Origin of the sequence: Streptomyces sp. NPDC050743 (assembly GCF_044456925.1) — a bacterium.
In the GTDB taxonomy this organism is placed as follows: domain Bacteria; phylum Actinomycetota; class Actinomycetes; order Streptomycetales; family Streptomycetaceae; genus Streptomyces.
The window spans coordinates 1-23,045 of the sequence record NZ_JBITGJ010000106.1 but is presented as its reverse complement, the minus strand read 5'-3'; the positions used below and the strand labels follow the sequence as shown (position 1 = coordinate 23,045).

The following is a 23,045-nucleotide window of genomic DNA, read 5'->3' as shown; positions in this document are numbered from 1 at the left end:
CGCAATGATGTGACCTACTACCCTGATACGTAGGAATGTCCGCTTTGTGCATGAATGGCGCTGTCGGTGCATTTCAGGGGCATCCGGTCCTACGGTCCTGGTTAGGATGTGATCCCGCTCGCATGGCCGACATCACGCCCACAGCCCCCGAACCCGCCCCCTCGGCCCCCGGGCGGGGCCGCCACCGGGAACGGACCGGGTCATCCGCCCGGCGACGGCCCGACCGACGGCGCCAGGTCACGGCGGTGCCGACCTCTCGGGTAGCGCCGGCGTCGCGCCGTGTCCATGCCAGGGCCGGCGGGCACCGACTGCTCCCCCGGCGGCACAGGTCCCAGAATGGGCGGCCTGCGGCTCTTGAGGTGTCCCGTCGGTGTTCCGCTGGACCGGCTGTACCAACTCGAAGCGTGGGACGAGCCGTTGGTCAGCCCAAGCCGCTCAGCAGGGTTCGTGCCTCGTCCCTTGCGGCGGCCACCGTCGCCTCGCCGAGCCCGCACAGCCGCAGGCACGACGACGCGATGGCATCCGCGTCGGCGGCATCCGGCTCACGGGAGTGCCGGATCTGGATGACGACCTCCACCAACTGGATCAGCAGTTCGCCGATGCGTTCGGCGGACATGCTCCGCACCACGCCGTCGGCCGCCGCCAGGGCGCCCAGAAAGCCGTAGTTCTCCTGCAGCCGGCCCCGCTCGGTGCGGAAGGAGTCGAACCGCTCGGTCCGTACCTCCGGCAGCAGGTAGAGCGTGCCGATGTTGTGCGGAGTGCGGGAGAGAGTGCGTACGTCCATCGTGGCCATCGCGTAGAGCGCGGCGGCCGGAGTGGCCCGCTCGGGCACCAGTGCCCGGATCCGCTCGACCATCTGCAGGCTGGGCCGTACCGACGTGGCGAGCAGCTCGGCGAGGATCTCCTCTTTGGTGGCGAAGTGGTAGTAGAGCGAGGCCTGCCGGATGCCGACCCGTTCGGCGATCATGCGTGTGCTGGTGCTCGCGATCCCGTGCCGGACGAACAGGGAGCCGGCGGCGTCGAGGATCTGTTCCCGGGCGGAAGCGCCGGGGTCGGACGGCGGCGTGTGCCGGGGCCTGCCTTGACGGGGACGCGTCGTCGTCATGGTGCCATCCTGCCACCCTGGTGCCGGGCACCCGACCCTGCCCGGCACCAGGCGGCTTCGCCTGCCGCTGCCCCTCATGCCAAGGCCGTATAGGCGGCCCAGCCGCCGAAGCGGGTGATGTCCAAAGCGCCTTGGACGGCGTACGGCTCGACGAGGAAGCCGCTGACCTCCCGCCCGTCGGCGAGTTCGACGGTGCCGATGGTCAGGGGGGCGGGAACGGCCGCGGTGAACGCCCCGAACCCCGCAGCCGGCAGGCGCCAGACCTCGCCCTGGATGCCCGTGCCCGCATTGCCGGCCGCACCCGCTTCCCGGCCCGTCCCGGAGGCGGCATCCGGCCCGGTCTCGGTGACCCGGAGCAGGCCGGGCTTGGGCGGCTCGGTGGACAGGGCGTACAGCCGGTAGCCGGCCGCGGTGTCCGCCGGGCCGACCAGGGTGCCGCCCGCCTGCACCAACTGGGCGTTGAGCCGCTGCCCGGTGAGGTGGGCGCCGACTACGAACAGGTCGAGCCCGGGGTTGGCGACCCGGTCGGCCAGGGCGGCCAGGAGGCGGTCGGAGAACGCCGGCCCGGTGAGCATCACGCCGAACGGCAGGCCGTCCACCGAGCCGGCGGGAACGGCGAGCGAGGCGCAGTCCAGCAGGTTGGCGAAGTTGGTGAAGCGGCCCATCCGGGCGTTGGCGCCGACCGGGTCGGCCGCCACCTCGTCCAGGGTGGGGTGCCAGGTGGTGGTCGGGGTCATGAGCGCCGCGCAGCCGTCGAGCACCGCGCGTCCGGCGGCACCGAGCGAGGCGAGGCGCGCGGTGTCGGCGGCCCAGCCGGCGGCGGTCCTCTCACGACCGGCCAGCACGATGGCGGCGACGGTGGGATCGAGGTCCGTACCGATCAGGTCGCGGTGCTTTTCCAGGTGTGCCCCCACGGCCGCGTACCGCTCTGCGACGAACGCGCCGCCGTAGAGCAGTTCCGCAGCCCGCAGCAGGGGGGTGATGTCCACCTCCACGATCTCCGCCCCGGTGCCGGCGAGGCGGGCGACCGCCGCGTCGAAGGCCTCGTGCCAGCCGTCGGCCATGCCCTGAAGGTGCTCCGGGGCGGGGACGGCGACCCGTGGGCGCGCGGGGGGTGGCGGGAGCTGGGTGCCGGTGCGCGACAGCGGGTCGGCCGGGTCGGGGCCCTCGGCGATCTCCGCGGCGGTCCGCGCCAGTCGCAGGTCGCGGGCGAAAACGGTCACGCAGTCGAGGGTGTAGCAGGCGGGGACCACCCCGGTCACCGGCACCAGTCCCTTGGTGGGCTTGACCCCGACGACGCCGTTCAGGGCGGCCGGCACCCGCCCGGAGCCGGCCGTGTCGGTGCCGAGCGCGATGTCGGCGATGCCGAGCGCGACCGCGACGGCCGAGCCGGAGGACGACCCGCCGGAGATGCGGGCCGCGTCCCAGGCGTTGCGCACCGGGCCGTAGGGGCTGCGGGTGCCGACCAGGCCGGTGGCGAACTGGTCCATGTTCGTCTTGCCGAGCACCACGGCGCCGGCCGCGCGCAGGCGCGCCACCGCGGGCGCGTCGGCCCGCGGAACGTACGCGTACGACGGGGCGCCCGCGGTGGTGGGCACTCCGGCCACGTCGATGTTGTCCTTCACGGCCGCCACCAGACCGGCCAGCGGCAGCGCCGGATCGATCCCGGCCGCCTCGGCGAGCACCTCCTCGCGTGGTCTGAGGTGGATCCAGATCTCGGGCCGTCCGGCGGTCGTGATGCGGTCGTAGGCGGCTGTCACACGCGCGGCAGGCGTCATGGCGCTCATGCCCTCACCGCCGCGAGGACCTGGCCCGGGGCGACCTGTTCACCGGGCTTGACGTAGACCTTCAGCAGCGTCCCGGCGGCCGGGGCGGTCACCTTGGACTCCATCTTCATCGCCTCCAGGGACAGGATCGGGTCGCCTTCGGCGACGGTGGCGCCGGGCGCGGCGGCCACCTGCCAGACCGTGGCGGTGAACGGAGCGGTGACCGGGACGGCGCCGTCCGGAACGGAGACGGTGCCGACGGCGGTCACGGGCGCCGGATCGTCGTCGCGGTCGAACTCCCCGGCCTCCCGCCAGCGTTGCTTCTCGGCGTCGAAGGCGGCGTTCTGCCGCCGGCGGAACGCGGCGATCGAGTCGGCCTCCCGGGCCAGGAAGGCGTTGTACTCGGCGATGGAGAAGGTGCCCTCCTCGGTCGGGAAGTCACCGCGGCCGGCGTCGGTCTCGGCGCGCAGCTCGAGCAGTTCCTCCGCGGTGACGGGATACCACTCGATGCGGTCGAAGAAGCGCAGCGCCCAGGGAGAGTCCCGGAACAGGCCGCCCTTGCGGAACCTGTTCCAGATCTGCACGGTACGGCCGACGAACTGGTAGCCCCCGGGACCCTCCATGCCGTAGACGCACAGGTAGGCGCCTCCGATGCCGACGGAGTTCTCGGCGGTCCAGGTGCGGGCCGGGTTGTACTTGGTGGTCACCAGGCGGTGCCGTGGGTCGAGCGGCGTGGCGACCGGGGCGCCGAGGTACACGTCGCCAAGGCCGAGCACCAGGTAGGAGGCGTCGAAGACGGTCCGGTAGACGTCGTCGGCGCTCTGAAGGCCGTTGACGCGGCGGATGAACTCGATGTTCCACGGGCACCACGGGGCGTCGTCGCGCACCCCGGCCATGTACCGCTCGATGGCGAGCCGGGTCGCCGGGTCGTCCCAGCTGAGCGGCAGCCGTACGGTGCGGGAGGGCACCACCAGCTCATGGGTGGGCGGTACCTCGTCCTCCAACTCGCGCAGCAGGACGGCCAGGTCACGGGCCTTCAGCCGGCGCGCGTCGGTGTGGATCTGCAGGGAGCGGATGCCCGGGGTGACGTCCACGACGCCGTCCGGCGCGTGCGCGGCGAGCGTCTCCTGCAGGGCGTGCACCCGCATCCGCAGACCGAGGTCGAGCATCATGGGGCCGTACTCGACCAGGACGTTGTCGTCGCCGTCCCGACGGTAGGTGACGGCCGGCCGGGCATCGGTGGCCGCCAGGCGGCCGAGCACGCCGTCGTCGCCGTCCCCGCCGCCGCGGATCAGCGTGGGTGAGGCGCGTCGGGCGTCGAGGGACGCCGCCTCGGCCTCCTTGACCGGTACGAACCGCACGGTGTCGCCCGGGCGGAGCTGGCCCAGCTTCCACAGGTCGCCGCTGGCCACCACGGCGGGGCAGACGAACCCGCCGAGGGACGGCCCGTCGGGGCCCAGGATGATCGGCGTGTCGCCGGTGAAGTCCAGGGCGCCCACCGCGTACGGCGTGTCGTGGATGTTGGAGGGGTGTAGCCCGGCCTCGCCGCCGTCCTGGCGGGCCCATCGCGGCTTGGGCCCGATCAGGCGGATGCCGGTGCGGGCCGAGTTGTGGTGCACCGTGTAGCCGGTGGCGTAGAGGGTGTCGATGTCCTCGCGGGTGAAGAACTCGGGTGCCGCGTGCGGTCCTTCGGTGACGCCGATCTCCCAGTGCGAGGTGATCGCGGGACGGCGCGCGAGCGGGGTGGGGCCGCCGCCGGCGGTCCCGGTGGACGTGGGCCGTAGGACGTCCCCGGCGCGCAGCGCCCGCCCGCCGTGCCCGCCGAAGCCGCCGAGGGTGAAGGTCGAGGCGCTGCCCAGGTACTCGGGTACGTCGACGCCGCCCCGGACGGCCACATAAGTGCGCAGCCCGGGGCCGGGGCAGGTGCCGAGGGCCAGGGTGCCGCCGGCCGGGACCGGCACCGGCTCCCACAGGGCCGCCGCGACACCGTTCACCGTGACGGGAACGCCGGCGCCGGTGACGGCGACCACGGTGGCGGCCGAGAAGCGCAGCGTCAGCCCGCCCGCCGTCACCTCGAGCCCGGGCGCCTGGGCGGCGTTGCCGACGGCAAGGTTCGCCTCGGCGAAGGAGACGGGGTCGAACGGGCCGCTCGGCGGCACGCCCACGTGCCAGTAGCCGAGCCGGCCGGGGAGGTCCTGGACGGTGGTCATCGCTCCGGGCACCAGGACGTCGATGCGCGGCTCGGGGTCGGTGGTGGTGTCGAGCGTGCTGGTGCTGTGCACCGCCTCGCGCACCTCGTCCCGCACGGCCAGCGCACGCAGCAGGCCCAGGTTGGTGACGATGCCGTCGACTCGGCTCGCGGCCAGGGCCCGGCCGAGCACGTCGAACGCGGCGTCGCGGGTCGGTCCCTTGCCGATCACCTTGGCGAGCATGGGGTCGTAGTACGGCGAGATCTCCAGACCGGTCTCGGCGAATCCGTCCACGCGGACACCCGGCATCTCACCGGCGCCCTGACCCGGGAAGACGGCCCGGGTGATCAGACCCGAGGAGGGCAGTGAGTCCCGGCCGGGGTCCTCTGCGTAGACGCGGGCCTCCACCGCGTGCCCGGTGGCAGTCCACTCCCGCTCGAACACCGCGTCGTCGACCCTGCCGTCCCGGGCCAGCGCCAGCATGAGCTCGACGAGGTCGACGCCGTACGCCTCCTCGGTCACCGGGTGCTCGACCTGCAGGCGGGTGTTGACCTCCAGGAAGGCGGCCTCCTCGCGCACCGGGTCGTAGACGAACTCCACGGTCCCCGCGCCGCGGTAGCCGACCGAGGCGAGCAGCCGGCGCGAGCAGTCGTGCAGCAGCGCGCGGACGTGACCGGGCAGGGCCGGGGCCGGGGCCTCCTCGATCACCTTCTGGTTGCGGCGCTGCAGTGAGCAGTCCCGGTCGCCGAAGACGGCGATCCGGCCGGTGCCGTCGCCGAAGACCTGCACCTCGACATGGCGTGCCGGACGCACCAGGCGCTCCAGGAACACCCCGGCCGACGCGAAGTTGGACTCGGCGAGCGCCGCGACCCGAGCGAAGGCCTCGCGTACCTCGTCGGCGGTGGCGCAGGCCTGCATGCCGATGCCGCCGCCCCCGCCGGTGGCCTTGACCATCACGGGCAGTCCGATCGACCCGGCCGCGGTGACGGCCTCCTCGGCGCTCCCGAGCAGCTCCGTGCCGGCCAGTAGCGGCACTCCGGCCGCCTTGGCCAGGGTGCGCGCGGTGTGCTTCTCTCCGAAGGCGGTGATCTGGTCGGCCGTCGGACCCGCGAAACGCAGTCCGGCCTCCTCCACGGCCCGGGCGAAGGCGGTGTTCTCGGACAGGAAACCGTAGCCGGGGTGGATGATCCCGGCTCCGTGGGCGAGCGCGGCCTCGATGATCGCGTCACCACGCAGGTACGACTGGCGGGCGGGCGCCGGACCGAGACGGACCGCGTGGTCGGCCTCGCGGACGTGCGGGGCCGCCCGGTCGGCGTCGGAGAAGACGGCGACGGTGCCCAGGCCCATGCTCCTGGCGGTGCGGATCACGCGGCGGGCGATCTCCCCGCGGTTGGCGACGAGAACGGCGGTGGGGCGGCTCACGCGGCTCCCTCCTGGGCGTGGACGGCTTCCGCCGCGGCTGGTCGCGCGCCTGCGGCCGGGACCGGGTCGACGACGATCATCCGCAGGGGCGTCGGGTTGAAGTCGTTGCACGGGTTGTTCATCTGCGGGCAGTTGGACACCAGCACCAGGACGTCCATTTCGGCACGCACGGCGACCCGGCGGCCGGGCGCCGACATGCCGTCCACGATGCCCAGCGCGCCGTCCGCCTCGACGGGCACGTTCATGAACCAGTTGAGGTTGGACACGACGTCCCGCACACCGAGCCCATGCCGGCCGGCCTCGGCGAGGAAGTTCTCGCGGCAGCCGTGCTGGAACATCACGTGGTGGCCGTAGCGCAGGGTGTTGGACTCCTTGCCGCAGGCACCGCCGATGGTGTCCTGGCGGTCGATCTCGTTGGCGACGACCGTCATCAGCGGGCGGCCCTCGCCACTGCGCAGCACGGTGCCCGTGCGCACATAGGCGTTGCCCTGCCAGGCCAGCGTGTCGGGGACGCTGTACCGCTCCTGGGGATCGTCGGCGTTGTAGAGCAGACAGTCGGCCGACTGGTTGCCGCCGACGTCGACGATCGTCAGGACGTGTCCCTTGCGCACCACCGCCGACCAGGGCCCGTTGGGCGCCACCTTCTCGTCCCGCACGACGGCGCCCTGCACCAGGCTCTCTCCCCAGTCCAGGCGGGAGCCCTCCGCGTACACCGCGCCGACCGGGACGGTGGAGGCCACGGTGCCGCCCGAGGCGGTCGGGTAGGTGGTCGGCGTGTTCTCGATCCGCGTGGTCGCCATGTCACAGCCCCCGGGCTTCGCAGTAGTCGACGGTGTTCAGGTACGCCCGGTGCAGTTCCGGCGTGGCGGTGAACCGTGGCTCGTCCGGGCCGGTCGGAGCGCCGTGCCAGGCGTGCACGCGCAAGGGCCCGACGACGTAGCCGGGTCGCGGATCCAGCGGATGGACGACGTTGGCGACCAGCACCAACAGGGGCATCTCCGCGACGAGTTCGACATGCGTCCCCGGGCCGGCGCTGCCCTGCCAGGCGAGTGTGCCGTCCGGCTCGACACGTACGCCCTGGAAGAAGGACAGGCTGGGTGGCAGGTCGCGGCGGTTCAGGCCGTGCTTGGCGGCCGCCTTGAGGAAGAGTCCGCGGCCGGACGGAGACGGCCCCTCGGGGCGGGCGTCACCGTACTTGCGCTCGTTCCAGGCATCGGTGGTGGTGCCGCAGAACGCGTCGTGCCGGCCCGAGGAGTCACCACTGACCACGGACATGACCCGGCCGTCTCCGGACAGCAGCGGGTGGTTCTCGCCCAGGTAGGCCTGCCACGGGATCTTCTGGGTGTCGGCGACGTTGAGCCGCTCGACCGGATCCAGCGCGTTGTAGAGCAGCAGGTGGGCGCACGCGTCGCCGGTCGGGTCGTCGAAACGCAGCCGGGTGCCGCGGGCGAGCACCTTGTGCGTGTAGCCGCCGGGGGCCACCGTCTCCGCCCACACCAGGGCGGACGGATCCACCCCCGGCGGGCAGTGCGGACTGCCGGACGCCGGGAGATACGGCATCCACTCCCCGGCCCGGCCGCCCTGGGCACGGGCGTCCTGCCGGGCGCTGCGGACGCTGTCGGTGAGGTGCAGTTCACGCGCCCGGACGTGAGCCTGCCCGGCCGGGTCTTGCCCGGCCGGGTCCTGGCCGTGCGGCGCGAGAGCCGTCGAGCTGTCGGCGTGGATCATGGGTGTCCCGTCATCCCCTCTTCGGTACGGCATCGGTGCTTCGATTCGCGTCGCCCGGGCCCTCAGGCGGGCTCGGCGACGGCCTCCGCCCCGAGTGGCGGCTCGGTGTGCGTGTGCGGTACGTGCCGCAGCTCGATACGGCGGTGCAGCCGGCGGGCGAGGAAGTAGGCGGCACCGGCGGCGAGGCCCAGCCCGATGAAGAGCAGGGCGCTCCACCGCAGCCACCACGTCCCGCCGGTGAGGTCGTAGATCTCCGCACGAGGCCAGATCAGGTTGACCGTCATACCGGCCTGGTAGAGCACCGCCACCGCGTTGACCGCCACTCCCCATCGGCCCAGGGAGAACAGGGGCCGTCCGGTCTCGTCGACGCCCTGCGGAAGCCCGCCGGTGCCGCGCTGCCGGATCCTCGTGACCAGCAGCGGCAGCGTCACGCCCAGATAGGCCAGGTACAGCATGGCGATGCAGAGGCTGGAGAGGGCCGTGAAGATCGCGGACTGGCGGACGTTGACCACGAGCGCGAGCGCGGCGCCGACGCCCACCACGATCGACGTGGTGATGGGCGTACCCGTGCGGGCCGAGACCTTCCCGAGGCGCCGGTGGAACGGCAGGGCGCCCTCACGCGCCATGGAGTACATCATCCGCGCCCCGGAGGTCTGCACCGCCAGTGTGCAGGCGAACACCGCGATCGCCACGCAGCACAGCAGCAGCCGGCCCACGACCCCGCCGAGCCGGTCGGTCAGCACCCAGGACAGACCGCCCGCGGCCAGCTTCCCGTCGGTCAGGCTGCTCGCCGCCATCAGTCCCGAGACGATCAGCAGCGCGCCACCCACACCCGAAGTCACCAGAGCCCGCAGGATGGTGCGGGGAGTAGTCCGGCGCGGACTGTGGGTCTCCTCGGCCAGCTCGCCCGCCGAGTCGAAGCCGACCATCACGTACGCCGCCATCAGCGAGGACGCGAGGAAGGCCCCGGCATAGCCGCCGTGGCCGGCCCAGCCGGTGCTGTGGACCACCACCTGCGGGCCACGCTCGGGCAGGAAGAAGAGCACCAGGACCAGCGCGACCACACCGATGATCTCGATCGTGACGCCGAAGCTGGTGGCGGCGGCCATCTGGCGGATGCCCAGGATGTTCACCACCGTGGTGACCACCAGCAGCAGGCACCCCAGAAGGACCGCGTTCTGCGCGCCGGTCGGGGAGCCGACCGACGGATCGGCTCCCGGTCCGCCGATCACCTGGAAGCCGGCCCAGATACCCGGCAGCACCGCCTGCGCCGCGATCGCGGCCGCCGCGACCGTGAGGATCTGCCCGATCACCATGATCCAGCCGACGAACCAGCCCGCCGTGGTGCCGGCCAGCCGGCTCGACCACTGGTAGACGGCCCCTGATATGGGCCAGCGCGCCGCCAGTTCGGCGAAACAGAGCGCGACCAGCATCTGGCCCGCGAAGACCAGCGGCCAGGTCCAGAAGAACGCCGCGCCACCGAGGCCGAAGCCGAGGCCGAAGAGCTGGAAGACGGTCGTGAGGATCGAGACGAAGGAGAACCCCGCGGCGAACGAGGCGAAGCTGCCCACCCCGCGGTGGAGTTCTTGCTCATAGCCGACGGGAGGGGGACTGGTCGTGACACCGCCCTCGGGGCTCAGCCCAAGGGGGAGTTCGGGTCGGCTCATCACCGCACCTCCGAGCGATCGACAGATACCTGTCGCTTGACAGGTATTGCGATGGTCGGCAGAACCGGTCTCACACCCGAGTCCGGGAAGTTAACTTCGTGTATCCGATGCCACGCGCGGTGTGACGCCCTGTCATCCGGCGGCCGAGGAAGCCGGGAGGCCGATCACAGGGAGACGGGCCAGGGTTCGTCCGGCGGATCATGCCTGGGACGCGGTGGTCTGGTACGCCCATCTACGGCGGCGTCGTCAGGTGAGGGAGGAGAATGCGCGGCATGACCACGGTGACAGACATCGAGGCCCGCGGTATGCAGCACTGCGAGACGACAGCGCTGAGCGTACTGCTACGGCACCAGGGACTCGACTTGTCCGAGCCCATGTTGTTCGGGCTCGGCTCCGGGCTGTCCTTCATCTACTGGGACAGCAAAGGCATGGACTTTCCCTTCCTGGGAGGTCGGGTCAAGCCGTTCGAGCTCACCAGGAACCTGGCCGCCGCACTCGGGCTTGACCTGCTGGTCGAGGAGACCACCTCCCCGCGCAAGGCCTGGCAGAACGTGGCAGCACCCATCGACGCCGGCCGGCCGGTTGCCCTTCAGCTCGACAGCTACCACCTGGACTACTTCAGCACCAAGGTGCACTTCGGCGGCCACGTCGTGGCCATGTACGGCTACGACGAACAGGACGCCTACCTGGTGGACACCGAGCCGCAGGGCGGAGCCGTCACCACCGGTCTCGCCAGCCTGGCCAGGGCCAGGGCCGAGCGCGGCCCGATGACCGCCAAGCACCGCTCCTTCACCATCACGGTGCCCAGTGGCCTGAGGCCACCGCAGGACCGGATCATCCCCGCGATCAAGACCTGCGCCGTCGCCTTCTTGAACCCGCCCATCGTGAACCTGGGCCACCGGGGCATCGAGAAGACCGCGAAGCAAGTGCCGACGTGGCTGCAGCGCAGCGACAATCCGCGGGAGGACCTGCCACGGGCCGCCGTCCTCATGGAGAGGGCTGGCACCGGCGGCGCCCTGTTCCGCAATCTCTACCGGGACTTCCTCGCCGAGTGCGCCCAGCTCATCGGAAGCAGCCACCTGCGCACCGGCCACAGCCTGTACATCGAGGCCGCCACCCTCTGGACACAGGTGGCCGCGCTCATCGCGGCGGCAGGCGAATCCGGCGACGCGAAGAACCTCAAGCAGGCCGGCTCCATCCTCCACGAGCTCGCGCGCATCGAAAGCGATGCGATGCAGGCACTCAGCCTGCTCTAGGCCCTGTCTGGCGGGTCGTGTGCGGAGCCAGAGTCTGATCGAGGCGACGGTGACGGTGCCGTGGAAAAGGTAGGCGCGCTTGTCGAACCTCGTCGCGATGGCTACCTTGCCGCCGCCGAGGTGGTCGGGGCGGGTGCGCGGGTGTCCGCCGCCGAGGCGGCCGACGCGGATGCGTTCCATGATCGGGATGAGCTGAGGGGCGTCGCCCCACCGGCCCGGAGTGATCAGCGAGGCCGGCGGGCGGCGTCCGCCTTCGCCGGCGAAATGTATTTTGCAGGTCAGGCCGCCCGGGGAGCGTCCGAGCCCCTCATCGGGGCTGTGCTGCCGGGGCGCGCAACTTTTCCCTGCACTGGCGGTGGCTTCCTACAGGCCCCGGCGGCGTGCTGATGGGCCCGGCAGGAGGTCGAATCGACGCTCACCATCGACCAGTCGATGCGGCCTTCCGCCTCGGCATCGGCCAGGCGCGGGCTGGAAAGATCTTGTCCCACGTGGCGTCTGCCGAGCAGCGTCTATGGCGTTGCCAGGAGGTCTGCGGCCCGGTCGGCGAGGACCTCGGGAGCCGGTGTCGCGTCGAGTTCGGCTCCTCGTTCGTCCGCTGCGAGTGGTTCCAGTGTGGCGAGTTGAGAGTCGAGGAGCGAGCCCGGCATGAAGTGGTCGTGGCGCCGTCGGAGCCGGTCCGCGAGCAGTTCGCGGTCGGCCGTCAGGTGCAGGAAGAAGGCGCCCGGGCAGGCCGCTAGCAGGGTGTCCCGGTAGCTTCGCTTGAGTGCGGAGCATGCGACCACGGCGCCGGTGCCCGCCATGTCGTGCTCGTGCAGCCAGCGGCCGATGGACTCCAGCCAGGGTCGGCGGTCGGCGTCGTCGAGCGGCGTGCCGGCGGACATCTTGGCGATGTCGGCCGCGGAGTGGAAGTCGTCCCCGTCCGCGAAGGGCACGCCCAGCCGTTGCGCCAGCAGGCGGGCCACCGTGGTCTTGCCGATCCCCGCGACGCCCGTGACCACGACGCACGGGGATCGACGCTCAGTGCGGCCCATCATCCGGTAGCGCTTCGGGATGCAGCAGGTCGCTGCGCCGCCGTTGTGCGCCCTCGTACGGCCGGGGAGGCGGACCGTCGGAGCCGGCCGGATACTCCTCCAGCGGGACGAGGTTGTTCTTCCACGCGTTCAGCACGGGTGTCAGGACCCGCCATGCCTCCTCGGCCTCGTCGCCACGGATGGACAGGGCCGGATCACCCTTCATGACGTCCAGCAGGAGGCGGCCGTAGGCGGGCAAGTCAGGCGGTTCCATCCGCGCGGTGAGCGAGAGCTGGGTGAGGGACTGGGCGCGTGCGCCGGTGCCCGTCATGTCGAGGGTCATCCCTTCCGGCTCCAGTCCGAAGCGCAGCACGTTGGGCAGGGCCTGTCCCTCGTGGCCGAAGGGCAGATGGGGCACGGAGCGGAAGCGCACCGCGACCTCCTTGCGGTCCCGTCCGAGCGCCTTGCCGCTGCGCAGCCGGAACGTCGTCCCGGACCAGCGCCAGCTGTCCAGTTCCAGTTCGACCTCGGCGAAGGTCTCCGTGCGCCGCTCGGGGTCCACGCCCTCCTCGTCGGCGTATGCGGGAACGGCGTGGTCGCCGATCCTGCCGGACAGGTAGCGCGCGCGGCGCGTGCGGTGCACGACGTCGTAGTCGGTGGGGAGCCGTACGGACCGCAGCACGTCGACCTTCCGGTCGCGCAGGTCCCGCTCGCCGAGGGTGATCGGGGGTTCCATGGCCACGAGGCACAGCAGCTGCAGCAGGTGGTTCTGCACCATGTCCTTCAGCGCACCGACGCCGTCGTAGTAGCCGGCCCGGCCTTCCAGGGCGAGGGTCTCGTCCCAGACGATCTCGATTTCCGCGATGTGGGTGCTGTTCCAGATGGGCTCCAGCACGCGGTTGGCGAGCCGGCTTCCGAGCACGTTCTGGACGGTCGTCATGGCGAGGAAGTGGTCGACCCGGAACACCGCCTGCTCGGGCACGAGACCGACGAGCAGCCGGTTCAGATCCCGCGCGCTCGCCAGGTCCTCGCCGAACGGCTTCTCCAGCACGATCCGGCTGCCCGGTGGCAGGCCCGCGTCGTGCAGGGCGGTGACCATGTGCGGGAAGAGCGCCGGGGGGAGGGCGAGGTACACGGCGATCGGTTCGTCGCCGGCGACGACCGCTGCGACGTCCGCGGGGTCGGTGACGTCCGCCTTCCGGTAGTGGGCCGAGCCGGCGACGGCTTTCCTGACATCGGCCGGGCAGGAGTCGCCGTGGCGGTCGATCTGGTCGGCGCACCAGCCGCGGAAGCGGTCGGTGTCCCAGTCCTCCCGGCTCGCGCCGGTCAGTTGGAAGCCGTCACTGATGTGTCCCGCGGCCCGCAGGGCGGCCAGGGCCGGCAGGAGGTAGCGGGCGGTGAGGTCGCCTGTCGCGCCGAAGACGGCGAGCCGATCGATCATGCCCGAGCGCCCACCGTCGCCCGGGCGAGGTTCACGCCGCTGGCGATGATTCCGATATGGCTGAACGCCTGAGGGAAGTTGCCCATGAACTCTCCAGAGGTGGGGTCGATCTGTTCCGGCAGCAGCCCGAGCGGGCTGGTACGGGCACACAGCGAGGCGTACACCTTCTCGGCCTCGTCGATCCGGCCCTGGGCGGTCAGGTTGTCGGCCAGCCAGAAGCTGCACAGCACGAAGGCGCCCTCGTCGCCGGGCAGGCCGTCGGGCGACTCGTCGTGCAGATAGCGGTAGAGCAGGCCGTCACCGGCCGACAGGCGCTCGGCGATAGCCGTAGTCGTGGCCGCCATGCGCGGGTGGTCGGCCGGCATCACGTGGCGCAGCGGGAGCGCGAGCAGGCTCGCGTCCAGCACGCCGCCGCCGTCCAGGTGTGCGCTCAGCGTCTGCGCGTCCTCGTCCCAGGACTCCTCCAGGATGCGCCGACGCAGCCGGTCGGCCGAGGCACGCCAGGCTGTGGTCGGGCCGGGCAGGCCGAGCCGCTCGCCGATGGACACGGCACGGTCCAGGGCCACCTGGCACATTCCGACGGAGTAGGTGAACACCCGGCCCGCACTGCGCACTTCCCAGATCCCCTGGTCGGGCTGGCGCCATGCCTGCTCCGCGGTGTCGGCCAGCCCCGCCAGGCCCGCCCACAGCGCGGGCTGCACCTGCCGGCCCGCGCTCAGCCACTGGCTGGTGCGCAGCCACTGGTCGGCGCAGTCCAGGATCTCGCCGTAGAGGTCGTGCTGGCGCTGGTCGGCCGCGCCGTTGCCCCAGCGGACCGGGGCGGAGCGACGGTACCCCTCCAACTCGGTGTCCTCGATCTCGTCGGGTACGGGGCCGCCGTCGAGGTTGTACATGATCCGGGGGATGCGGCTCTGCTCGACGGCGTCGAGGACCCATCCGAGGAAGGCGTCCGCCTCGCCGGTGAAGCCGATGCGTCTCAGAGCGAACACGGCGTAGGCGGCGTCCCGGACCCAGGCGTAGCGGTAGTCCCAGTTACGGACTGCCCCGACCGGCGCGGGCAGGGAGGAGGTGGGCGCCGCGACCAAGGCGCCGTTGGCCCAGTCGTCGCAGAGCTTCAAGGTGATGGCGGCGCGCCGGACCAGTGCCTCCTGGGGGCCCGAGTAGTCGAAGTGCTTCATCCAGCGCCGCCACGCCTCGGCGGTGTCCGCCAGCATCGCGTCGGCCGCGAACCGGTGGTGGCGATGGAAACGGCCCCAGGACAGCACGAGGTCGAGGTGTTCGCCCTCGCTCAGGTCGTGGGTGCGGTGCAGGCCGGGCAGGGGGCGGTTGGAGCGCAGGTGCAGACGCAGGTCCGGCCGGCGCGAGGGCCTCAGTTCCAGACCGCTGAACAGCGCCTGCGCCGTACCGCCGCCGCGCGGCTCCAGGTCCACTCGCAGGCGGACGTGCCCGGAGAGGACCGCGGCCGACCGGACGAGCTCGCACCGCCCGGCCGGAGCGTCGTCGGTGAGGTCGGCACCAGGACGCACGGCCAGCGCGTCGGTGACACGCACCAGACCGGTGGCACTGCGCAACTCGGTGGTCAGCACGCCGGTGTCGGGCTCGTAGCGCTGCCGGGCCTCCACCAGATCCTGCGGCGCGACGGTGAAGTGCCCGCCCCGTGCGTGGTCCAGCAGGCCGCAGAACAGCGGGTCGGAGTCGAACCGGGGCAGGCACATCCACGGGATCGAGCCGTCCAAGCCGACCAGCGCAGCCGTCGAACCGTCCCCGATGAGGCCGAGGTCCTCCAGCGGCAGGTAGCCCTCCCGCTTGCGGATCGGGCGGAACGGAGGGTCGGGGTCGTGCATGGTTTCCTCGCTTCCGCGGCGCCACGAAGTACCGGCCAGCACACCGCGCAGGTCCGGAAGGGACAGCACCTAGAAGGTGACCAGCACCTTCACGACGTCTTCGAGCTTCTTGTCCGAGACCTCGAAGGCCCGCTCCATGTCATCGAAAGGGAACGTGTGGGTGGTCATGTGCGTGGGGTCGAGGCGCTTCGCCTCCAGCACCCGCAGCAGCCGTTCCATACGGAGCCGGCCGCCGGGGCAGAGGCCGGTGGCGATCGTCTTGTCCGCCATGCCGACGCCCCATTCGACACGAGGGATGCGGATGAACTCGCCCGCGCCGAAGTAGCCGATGTTGGAGATGGTGCCGCCGGGCTTGGTGATCTTCACGGCGGTCTGGAAGGTGATGTCCGCGCCCAGCGCCTCGATGGCGGTGTCGACCCCTTGTCCCCCGGTCAGCTCGTTGATCCGCTCGACGACGTCCTCACTGGTGAAGTCCACGATCTCGTCGGCGCCGTACTCCTGCGCCAGTTTCTGCCGACTGGCGACCGATTCGACCCCGATGACCCGGCCGGCGCCGCGGAGCCTGGCCCCCGCCGTGGCCATGAGGCCCACCGGCCCCTGCGCGAGGACCGCCACGGTCCCGCCGATCGGGATGTCGCCCTTCTCCGCTCCCATGAATCCCGTCGACAGCATGTCGGCGCAGTACACCGCCACGTCGTCGCCGATGGCATCGGGGATCCTGGCGAGATTGGCGTCGGCGTCGTTGACGTGGAAATAGTCCGCGAAAACCCCGTCCTTGCGGTTGGCGAACTTGAATCCTCCGAGCGGCCCGCCCGACTGCGACGGGAACCCGTTCTGGGAGGCCAGGTCGCCCCAGTCGGGGGTGATGGCGCCGACCAGCACCCGGTCGCCGGGTCGGAAGTCCTTCACCTCGCTGCCCACGGCATGCACGATGCCCACCGCTTCATGGCCCAGCGTCAGGTTCTCCCTCGGGCCGATGCCACCATGAACGGTGTGGGAATCGGAGGTGCAGATCAAAGCCTTGGTCGTCTTGACCACGGCGTCGAGCGGACCCGGCTCCGGAACCGCCTTCTCCACGAAACCCACCCGGCCGATCTCCTTCATCACGAACGCCCGCATGCGCCTGTCCTTCCTCCCGGGCTCATCGTTGCCCCGGGCCCACGCGTGTCGGCCGAATCGGCACTGGCATCCGGCATCAGCCGTGCACACCTACCACTGTCGCAACGTCCGAGGCAGCTCGCGAGCCGACCGCACCGTGGACCCCGGCTGCTGCCGGAACCGGCGTGTCATCCGGCCCGGACGCCGCCCGGGGCCATCCCGCTGAAGCCACAGGCACGCCCTGTACGCCGGTTCGCCGCCGGTACCAGCGGCATCCAGCGTCGTCTTCGCCTGACGGCCGCGCACACGGCTCTGGTCAGGCCCTGCCGCGCACGACGGCGACCGGGCAGTGCGCGTGGTGCAGCAGCGCCTGGCTCACCGAACCCAGGAGCATCCCGGCAAAGCCGCCGCGCCCCCTGGCTCCGACGACCGTCAACTGGGCGTTCCTGCTCGCTTCGATCAGGACTTCGCGGGTTTCGCCGCTCAGCACTTCCCGTCTGACCGTGACGTCCGGATACCTCTCGGCACGGCCTGCGACCGCGTGGGCCAGCAGCCGCTCCACGCTCTCCACGCCCCTACCGGCCGACGCGTGGTCGGGCAGCCACGCGTGCGCGGCGACGATCTCGGCTCCTCGCAACTCTGCTTCGGCGAAGGCGAATTCGACCGCCTCCTCGCCTGCGGGGGAGCCGTCGACGGCCAGCACGATCGGTCCTGCATCATCCGGTTCCTCGCGGACCACCAGCACCGGACAGTGGCTGTGGGCGGCCAGGGACACCGCCGTCGAACCCAGCAGCATGCCGGCGAAGCCCCCGATGCCCCGGCGGCCGACGACCACGAGGTCCGCGGCGCGCGACTCGGCCGCCAGCACCGACACCGCACCGCCGATCATCACGGCCTCGCCGACCTCCACCTCGGGCGCCAGGCTCCGGGCGTCCTGTGCCGCGTCGTGCGCGAGGCTGTTGAGCGGCGACGGGTCCAGCGGCGCGTACATGGGCCCGACCGGCCAGCTGAAGGCGTGCACCACACGCAGCTCCGCACGGCGCCGCTGGGCCTCCCGGGCGGCCTGGACCACCGCGGCATGGCTCGACGACGAGCCGTCCACTCCTACGACGACCAAGCTGCTCACAGCGCTTCCTCACGCACGTCAGTACCGCTGGGCCTTGGCAAGACGCGCCGTCAGATGGGCGCTCTGCGGGTGCCTGCTGAAGGCGATGGGCTGTTCCGTGTGACCGGGCTCCACGTTCTCCGCTCCCACGAACCTGGTCTCGACGACCGTGCCGGCGGAGTCAGCGAAGTCGACCTGCACGGCGTAGGACGCTTTCTGGTGCGTCTTGTTCGTGATCGTGACCAGGGCGGCAAGCAGCCCGCTCGTCTGGCTCCGGGGCATGCCCATCAGGCTGACTTCGGACAGGGCGTTGCCACGGCCCTGAACGTTCTTGAGCGCATTCTCGGCGGCGGCGCCGGCCCGGGCGGCCTCGGCGTCCACCGAGGCCTCGAACTCCGAGGCGCGGGCAGCCGCGGAGGATGCCGCTGCCGAGGCGGACGCGTGGGCGGAGGCGATCGCGGAAGCCGCTGAGGAGGCAAGCGCCGACGGCGGCATCCCGGAAAAGGAAGCCGCATTGGGACTGCTGGGTGTCGGCCGGGGCGAGGAGCCGGTGTTCTGACCGCCACCGCCGCATCCCACCAGGGCGACTGCCCCGAGGGCGCAGCCAAGCGCGGACACGACGGCTCGGTGACCGATGGTGTTGGAGGGGCTGGAGGAGCTTGAGGGCATAGGTCATCCTTTACGCCATATATGACCGATCCCACTCATCTTCCGTGCGGAGATCGCGCCCGGCGAGCCGACCGTGGCCGTTCGGATGGGCGCGGACACCTCTCCACCCAGTCCCCACCACTGGTCGCACCCGACACGCGCGCCCCCATCGCCGCCGTGCGGCCGTGGGAGGGCGCTCAAATACCGCCGGTGATCAATGTGGTTGTGCAGGGTGTCGTTCAGGCCGCCCCAAACCGCGTTGTTCGGGCGGGGCTCGACCACGCCGGTGACCGAGTTGCGGCGGAAGAGGATGTTGGAGGCGCCGTTCAGCTCGCGGGCCGTGACGATCTGGCCGTCGGGCATGGTGATCCGGGTGCCCGCGGGATGTAGAGGCCGGCCTCGACCACGCACTCGTCGCCGAGCGCGATGCCGACGCCCGCAGAGATGCGGTCTCGACCATGGAGGTGCCGAGCGTGCCGGCGTTGAAGTGCCCAGCGAGGTGGTGGCACACATCTCCCCGGCCCGCAGCTCGGCGGTGAACTACTACGGGGAGATCACCGTCGAATACAGGCTCGACGAGCGCCAACACCGGCCTCTGCGCCAGCGCGGCACCGACGACCCGATGGTGGCCGACATCTGACCGGCCCCGCTGCTGTTCGCATAGGTTCGCTTACCTGATTAGAGACGCCACCTGGAGCATGCTGCCGTACAAACCATTTCCTCTACCCACAGTAGAGGAGGGCGGTAGAGTGAGGGATATGGCAGCAGACGAGACGAGCATCAAGGTGAGCACGGCCGCGCGGGACCGGCTCGCCCAGCTGGCGGCCGAGCACGGCATCACCATTCGCAGCCTGGTGGAAGACCTCGCGCAAAGCACTCCCACCCAGGCCGAGTACGCCGAGCGGGCCGAGTTGGCCCGCGCCGAGCTCGCCTCCGCCCTCGGCAGCGCGCCGAGCCCGGAGGCCGAGGAGAAGGCCCGGGCCCTGCTGGAGCGCCTGGGCGCCGCCTCGCGCGGTCCGCAGGCGGCCGCGTAGTGGCGGCCATCGCGGTCGTCCTGGACCACACGACTGCCACGGCGTTGTACGACCCGAAAGATCCGTTCAACGAGGCGGTCGCCGCGTTCTACGTCCAGGCCTCCGGCGGACTCGGAGATCTGTATGCGCCGGTGCTGTCACTGACCGCCGGCGACGCCGAACGACCGGGTCTGCTCGGCTACATCAAGGGGCTGCGGTTCATCCGGATCGAGCCGTTCGACACCGACGCCGCAGTCACCGCCACCGAATTGCTGCGCTTCGGGCACTCCTGGGCTGCCGTCCACGCCATCCACGCCGCCCGCCCCTCCGCCGCCCACCCCAGCGGACGGTTCCTGCTCACTCTGACGCCGAAGGCGTACGCGGGCACTGGCGTCCAGGCCGTCCACCCCGCCCAGTAACCGCACGCGCCCGGCGGTGGAAGACGGCCAGGCGCAGATCGTCTGTCCTCCGTCTCAGCATGAGCGCCCCAGGGCCGGAGTACCCCGCCCTGGCCGTCGCCGCGCGTGGCGTCGTGTACCCGCAAGGCGCCGGAAGCTCCGTCAGGCCCGCCCCCTCGCCGCTGACCTGGCCACCTGACACCGGGGGCCCAGCACCCCTTCGTTCGACAACAGCACCGCTCGCCCAGGGCGGTTGCATTGGAGGGACGGTGGGCGGGCTCGGGTTCATGTGCTCAGGTGGTAGGCGGTTCCTTTCACGCGGAGCGGAGCGTCGGCGGGGCCCTGAATCCATGGGCCGCGCCAGCAGATCTTGTGTCGGCCAAGACTGGGATACCAGCGCTTGACCTTGTGCATGCCCCGGCGCGCCCGGGATTTCCTGGCTTCTTCCCTCAGGGACGTCTCCCTGGCATCGGACCTGCCGGACTGGCTCGGGCCATCCCAGACAGGCACGATCGGACAGTGGGACATCACCTGCTCAAGGGGTTTCCCGCTCCCTTTAGGGCACTCGGTCAGTGAGCGCGGAGGTACTGAGATGAGTACCGGAGAGAAGGCCAAAGCAAAGGCCGAACAGGTAGTAGGAAGGACCGTGCGAAAGGTGGCTCACGCGGTACACAAAGAAACTCTCGCAGCAAAGGGTGCCGCCCTCGAAACGCGGGGCAAGTTGCGGGGCGCGAAAGAGCAGGCCAAGGGCTCCTTCAAGCACTGACAATGTCACCGCCGCGAGGGCGGAAACAGAAGCGGCCGGTGGGCTGTCTGCGGGCCGTGCGAGGTCACTCGACGCCAATCAACAACGACAGAAGTCCACGGCATCCGACCAGGTCAGAGCCGTGGACTTCGTCAGTCCCGCTGGTCCGCGAGACCGTGATCAGTAGATGCGCTGTCCGGGGGCCGTATCACCGCTAGGCCGTCGCGGCCGGGAACAGACGCTGTACAGCGGCGACGATGGCGGCCCGGCGCGCAGCCGGGAACGACGCGCGCTCCTCCTCGTCGGCGGGCATCAGATCGGACTGGCCGGCCCAGGACTGGGCGAGCTGGTTGACGAACATCAGGATGTCGGCGGGATCCCACGTCGCATCCAGATGGCCGGCCTTCTGTGCGTTGCGCAGCTGTTCGGTCTTGCGGCGCACGGTGGCCTGGATGGGGTCGTCGGGGTCGACGGGGGTGTCGTCGGCCAGTTCGAGGCGCCCCCAGTTCATGAGGCGGAAGCGTTCGGGATGGGCCACGAAATAGTCGTGGACGCGTCCGGCATAGCCGGGCAAGTCGGTGGGGTCCATCCGCGTGGCCTCGGCGACCAGGGCCATCTCGCGAGCGACGACCGTGCCGTACAGCTCCTCCTTGCTGCGGAAGTATGCGTAGATGCGTTCCTTGCTGGTCCGAGCCGCCTTGGCGATGCGCTCGATCCTGGCCCCGGCGATCCCGTGCCGGGCGAACTCGGCCGTGGCCGCGACGACGATGCGGTCGCGGGTGGAGTCTGATCCGGTCGAGGCACTCATACGACCAATCTACCTGACCGAACCGTTTGGTTTGCCTCAGTCGGCATCCGGCGCACGGTAAAACCGAACAGTTTGGTTTGATGTAAGGAGTGTCTTGTGGAGACGAGGAAACTGGGCAACCAGGGCCTGACCATGTCGGCCATCGGCTACGGAGCGATGGGCACCGCCAGCGGCTACGGCCCCTCGGACGACACCCAGTCGATCACCGCGATCCGCCGCGCGCACGAACTCGGCGTGACCCACTTCGACACCGCGGAGATGTACGGCTGGGGCGAGGGCGAAAAGCTGCTCGGCCACGCCCTCGCGCCGATCCGCGAGGAGGTGACGATCGCGACGAAGTTCGGCTTCGCCAAGACCTTCAGCCCCAACTCGGCGCTGGAGCACATCCGCGAGGTGGTCGACAACAGCCTGCGCAACCTCGCCACCGACTCCATCGACCTGCTCTACCAGCACGTGCCGGACCCAAACGTGCCGATCGAGGACGTGGTCGGCGTGATGAAGGAGTTCGTCGACGCCGGCAAGGTCAAGCACCTCGGCCTGTCCAACGCCGACGAGGACACCATCCGCCGGGCCCACGCCGTGCACCCGATCTCGGCGCTGCAAAACGAGTACTCGGTCTTCGCGCCCCACGACGCCGAGCCGCTGTTTCCCGTCCTGGAGGAACTCGGCATCGGTTTCGTCGCCTACTCGCCGCTCGCCTGTGGCTTCCTCAGTGGCGCGGTCCAGCCCGTCGACCACTACACCGCCGACGACTTCCGCCAGCACCTGGCCTGGTGGAAGCCGGAGAACTTCGACGCCAACGTCGCCATCGCGGGTGAGCTGGCCAAGTTCGCCGAGAGCAAGGGCGCCACCCTCGCCCAGCTGGCGCTGGCGTGGCTGCTCGCGAAGAAGGACTACATCGTCCCCATTCCGGGCTCACGCAACTCTGACCGCGTCGCGCAGAACGTCGCCGCGGCCGGCCTCACGCTGACCGGCGAGGACCTCGCCCGCATCGCCGAGATCGCCCCCGACGGCGGCCTCGGTGGACGCCTCGACTGACACCGCACACTCCCCCGGTGCCATCCGCCCGCGAGTGGATGGCACTCACCAACACCGGCCGCCGGAACGTCACCGGAACGTAACAGGCACGGCGGCGGGCACCCGATCCTCGACCACGGCGCGCCGCCGGCCAGCCGAGCATCTGCGGATGGTGCCGCCGGGCCGGCCAACGCCTGTCGCCTCGATGGTGGTCGACGCGGGGAACGCACGGAAGCGGACTGCTCCCGGTGCCGGTCACCGCAATGGACAGGCGGCTGCTGGCAGTCGGCAAACGTCCGACCGCCGCGTCGAAGGCGAAGCCCGTAAAGAGCGCAGCGCACTCCGCCCGCGGGACGGCGCGAGGGCGCAGCAAAGGCACACACAGAACGGAGCAAGATCATGCAATCCCTCACCCCAGTGTCGGTGTGAGAGATGCCGCTCGATGTCGACGCCGAGGATCGCGACCATCCATGCCCGGCCCTTGCGCGACAGGCGTCTCAGGGAGTTCTTCCGGTCGACGACCCTGGGTCGTGACGGGTCCGCCGAGCAGAAGGCTGCGGACGGTGTGGGGCCAGGCGGCCACGACCCGGGCTCCGCAGTCCTTCTCGCTCCGCAACCGGGCCAGGGCTACCCGGACACCAGCCGGATCATCACACGGCCCGGCCCGGATCCGGGACGGGCTCGCCCCTAAGACGAGTCTTTCCGAATGCCTGCGGGCGCGAGGAGAGGGTGTCCATGATCGTTTGTGACGACGAACCTGGACACCCTCGTGACCGCACTCTACG

The 23,045-nt window shown here is 71.0% G+C and carries 19 protein-coding genes and 2 pseudogenes; 6 read left to right on the top strand and 15 right to left on the bottom strand.

Annotation, left to right across the window (positions count from 1 at the left end):
* Positions 1–421: 421 nt before the first annotated feature.
* The 6 genes from ACIBJF_RS44670 to ACIBJF_RS44645 form a co-directional block, all read right to left on the bottom strand.
* Positions 422–1,105, bottom strand: coding sequence for a TetR/AcrR family transcriptional regulator (locus ACIBJF_RS44670; RefSeq protein ID WP_399183068.1), 684 nt, complete (start codon positions 1,103–1,105; stop codon positions 422–424).
* A gap of 74 nt (positions 1,106–1,179) precedes the next feature.
* The gene (atzF, locus tag ACIBJF_RS44665) at positions 1,180–2,883 is read right to left on the bottom strand and encodes an allophanate hydrolase (protein ID WP_399183069.1); all 1,704 of its coding nucleotides are present in this window, start codon (positions 2,881–2,883) and stop codon (positions 1,180–1,182) included.
* Between the two features lie 5 nt (positions 2,884–2,888).
* Positions 2,889–6,482 (bottom strand): urea carboxylase, encoded by a 3,594-nt coding sequence (gene uca, locus ACIBJF_RS44660; protein ID WP_399183066.1) that lies wholly within the window; start codon positions 6,480–6,482, stop codon positions 2,889–2,891.
* On the bottom strand, positions 6,479–7,282 hold the full coding sequence (locus tag ACIBJF_RS44655; RefSeq protein WP_399183064.1) for an urea amidolyase associated protein UAAP2: 804 nt from the start codon (positions 7,280–7,282) through the stop codon (positions 6,479–6,481). Before ACIBJF_RS44655 ends, uca begins: the two co-directional genes overlap by 4 nt.
* Position 7,283: 1 nt before the next feature.
* A complete protein-coding gene (locus ACIBJF_RS44650; RefSeq protein ID WP_399183062.1) occupies positions 7,284–8,210 on the bottom strand; it encodes an urea amidolyase associated protein UAAP1 in 927 nt (308 codons plus the stop codon).
* 62 nt (positions 8,211–8,272) lie between these two features.
* Complete coding sequence (locus ACIBJF_RS44645; RefSeq protein WP_399183060.1) at positions 8,273–9,877, bottom strand: amino acid permease; 1,605 nt, start codon at positions 9,875–9,877, stop codon at positions 8,273–8,275.
* A gap of 272 nt (positions 9,878–10,149) precedes the next feature.
* Between ACIBJF_RS44645 and ACIBJF_RS44640 the strand changes: the two genes are divergently transcribed.
* Positions 10,150–11,133 carry a BtrH N-terminal domain-containing protein gene (locus ACIBJF_RS44640; RefSeq protein ID WP_399183058.1) on the top strand — a complete coding sequence of 328 codons (984 nt, stop codon included), beginning with the start codon at positions 10,150–10,152 and terminating at the stop codon, positions 11,131–11,133.
* Positions 11,134–11,154: 21 nt separating this feature from the next.
* Here the strand turns inward: ACIBJF_RS44640 and ACIBJF_RS44635 are convergent.
* The 7 genes and pseudogenes from ACIBJF_RS44635 to ACIBJF_RS44605 form a co-directional block, all read right to left on the bottom strand.
* Positions 11,155–11,665 (bottom strand): annotated as a pseudogene (locus ACIBJF_RS44635) (IS5/IS1182 family transposase); the annotation flags it as partial.
* Positions 11,643–12,167, bottom strand: a complete 525-nt coding sequence (locus tag ACIBJF_RS44630) for a gluconokinase (RefSeq protein ID WP_399183056.1) — start codon at positions 12,165–12,167, stop codon at positions 11,643–11,645. The gene ACIBJF_RS44630 and the pseudogene ACIBJF_RS44635, both read right to left, overlap by 23 nt.
* Positions 12,151–13,584, bottom strand: a complete 1,434-nt coding sequence (locus ACIBJF_RS44625; RefSeq protein WP_399183054.1) for a glucose-6-phosphate dehydrogenase — start codon at positions 13,582–13,584, stop codon at positions 12,151–12,153. The genes ACIBJF_RS44630 and ACIBJF_RS44625 overlap by 17 nt, the downstream gene beginning before the upstream one ends.
* Complete coding sequence (locus ACIBJF_RS44620; RefSeq protein ID WP_399183052.1) at positions 13,581–15,428, bottom strand: glycoside hydrolase family 15 protein; 1,848 nt, start codon at positions 15,426–15,428, stop codon at positions 13,581–13,583. The genes ACIBJF_RS44625 and ACIBJF_RS44620 overlap by 4 nt, the downstream gene beginning before the upstream one ends.
* 69 nt (positions 15,429–15,497) lie before the next feature.
* Positions 15,498–16,547, bottom strand: coding sequence for an NAD(P)-dependent alcohol dehydrogenase (locus tag ACIBJF_RS44615; RefSeq protein ID WP_399183050.1), 1,050 nt, complete (start codon positions 16,545–16,547; stop codon positions 15,498–15,500).
* Between the two features lie 295 nt (positions 16,548–16,842).
* A complete protein-coding gene (locus ACIBJF_RS44610; protein ID WP_399183048.1) occupies positions 16,843–17,652 on the bottom strand; it encodes a universal stress protein in 810 nt (269 codons plus the stop codon).
* Positions 17,653–17,670: 18 nt separating this feature from the next.
* The gene (locus ACIBJF_RS44605) at positions 17,671–17,913 is read right to left on the bottom strand and encodes a hypothetical protein (protein WP_399183046.1); all 243 of its coding nucleotides are present in this window, start codon (positions 17,911–17,913) and stop codon (positions 17,671–17,673) included.
* Between the two features lie 49 nt (positions 17,914–17,962).
* Here ACIBJF_RS44605 and ACIBJF_RS44600 point away from each other — a divergent pair, with 49 nt between their 5' ends.
* Entirely contained in the window at positions 17,963–18,190 is a 228-nt protein-coding gene (locus ACIBJF_RS44600) for a hypothetical protein (protein WP_399183044.1), read from the top strand.
* Between the two features lie 308 nt (positions 18,191–18,498).
* Here the strand turns inward: ACIBJF_RS44600 and ACIBJF_RS44595 are convergent.
* Positions 18,499–18,790: pseudogene (locus ACIBJF_RS44595) on the bottom strand (DapH/DapD/GlmU-related protein); the annotation flags it as partial.
* On the opposite strand from ACIBJF_RS44595, the gene ACIBJF_RS44590 reads away from it, so the two are divergent.
* The 3 genes from ACIBJF_RS44590 (at position 18,782) to ACIBJF_RS44580 (ending at position 19,711) form a co-directional block, all read left to right on the top strand.
* Positions 18,782–18,919 (top strand): hypothetical protein, encoded by a 138-nt coding sequence (locus tag ACIBJF_RS44590; protein ID WP_399183043.1) that lies wholly within the window; start codon positions 18,782–18,784, stop codon positions 18,917–18,919. The pseudogene ACIBJF_RS44595 and the gene ACIBJF_RS44590 overlap by 9 nt on opposite strands.
* A gap of 118 nt (positions 18,920–19,037) precedes the next feature.
* Positions 19,038–19,313, top strand: a complete 276-nt coding sequence (locus tag ACIBJF_RS44585; RefSeq protein ID WP_399183041.1) for a hypothetical protein — start codon at positions 19,038–19,040, stop codon at positions 19,311–19,313.
* Positions 19,313–19,711, top strand: coding sequence for a hypothetical protein (locus ACIBJF_RS44580; protein WP_399183039.1), 399 nt, complete (start codon positions 19,313–19,315; stop codon positions 19,709–19,711). The genes ACIBJF_RS44585 and ACIBJF_RS44580 overlap by 1 nt, the downstream gene beginning before the upstream one ends.
* 938 nt (positions 19,712–20,649) lie before the next feature.
* On the opposite strand, the gene ACIBJF_RS44575 is transcribed toward ACIBJF_RS44580, so the two are convergent.
* Positions 20,650–21,243 carry a TetR family transcriptional regulator gene (locus ACIBJF_RS44575; protein ID WP_399183038.1) on the bottom strand — a complete coding sequence of 198 codons (594 nt, stop codon included), beginning with the start codon at positions 21,241–21,243 and terminating at the stop codon, positions 20,650–20,652.
* 96 nt (positions 21,244–21,339) lie between these two features.
* On the opposite strand from ACIBJF_RS44575, the gene ACIBJF_RS44570 reads away from it, so the two are divergent.
* Positions 21,340–22,281, top strand: coding sequence for an aldo/keto reductase (locus ACIBJF_RS44570; protein ID WP_399183037.1), 942 nt, complete (start codon positions 21,340–21,342; stop codon positions 22,279–22,281).
* Positions 22,282–23,045: the final 764 nt, after the last annotated feature.

Coding starts and splice junctions, on each gene's coding strand:
- atzF (WP_399183069.1), bottom strand. CDS start 2,883: ATGACGCCTGCCGCGCGTGTGACAGCCGCCTACGACCGCATCACGACC.
- ACIBJF_RS44605 (WP_399183046.1), bottom strand. CDS start 17,913: ATGCCCCGGAGCCAGACGAGCGGGCTGCTTGCCGCCCTGGTCACGATC.
- ACIBJF_RS44615 (WP_399183050.1), bottom strand. CDS start 16,547: ATGCGGGCGTTCGTGATGAAGGAGATCGGCCGGGTGGGTTTCGTGGAG.
- ACIBJF_RS44575 (WP_399183038.1), bottom strand. CDS start 21,243: ATGAGTGCCTCGACCGGATCAGACTCCACCCGCGACCGCATCGTCGTC.
- ACIBJF_RS44640 (WP_399183058.1), top strand. CDS start 10,150: ATGACCACGGTGACAGACATCGAGGCCCGCGGTATGCAGCACTGCGAG.
- ACIBJF_RS44645 (WP_399183060.1), bottom strand. CDS start 9,877: ATGAGCCGACCCGAACTCCCCCTTGGGCTGAGCCCCGAGGGCGGTGTC.
- ACIBJF_RS44620 (WP_399183052.1), bottom strand. CDS start 15,428: ATGCACGACCCCGACCCTCCGTTCCGCCCGATCCGCAAGCGGGAGGGC.
- ACIBJF_RS44625 (WP_399183054.1), bottom strand. CDS start 13,584: ATGATCGATCGGCTCGCCGTCTTCGGCGCGACAGGCGACCTCACCGCC.
- ACIBJF_RS44670 (WP_399183068.1), bottom strand. CDS start 1,105: ATGACGACGACGCGTCCCCGTCAAGGCAGGCCCCGGCACACGCCGCCG.
- ACIBJF_RS44655 (WP_399183064.1), bottom strand. CDS start 7,282: ATGGCGACCACGCGGATCGAGAACACGCCGACCACCTACCCGACCGCC.
- ACIBJF_RS44585 (WP_399183041.1), top strand. CDS start 19,038: ATGGCAGCAGACGAGACGAGCATCAAGGTGAGCACGGCCGCGCGGGAC.
- ACIBJF_RS44630 (WP_399183056.1), bottom strand. CDS start 12,167: ATGATGGGCCGCACTGAGCGTCGATCCCCGTGCGTCGTGGTCACGGGC.
- ACIBJF_RS44650 (WP_399183062.1), bottom strand. CDS start 8,210: ATGATCCACGCCGACAGCTCGACGGCTCTCGCGCCGCACGGCCAGGAC.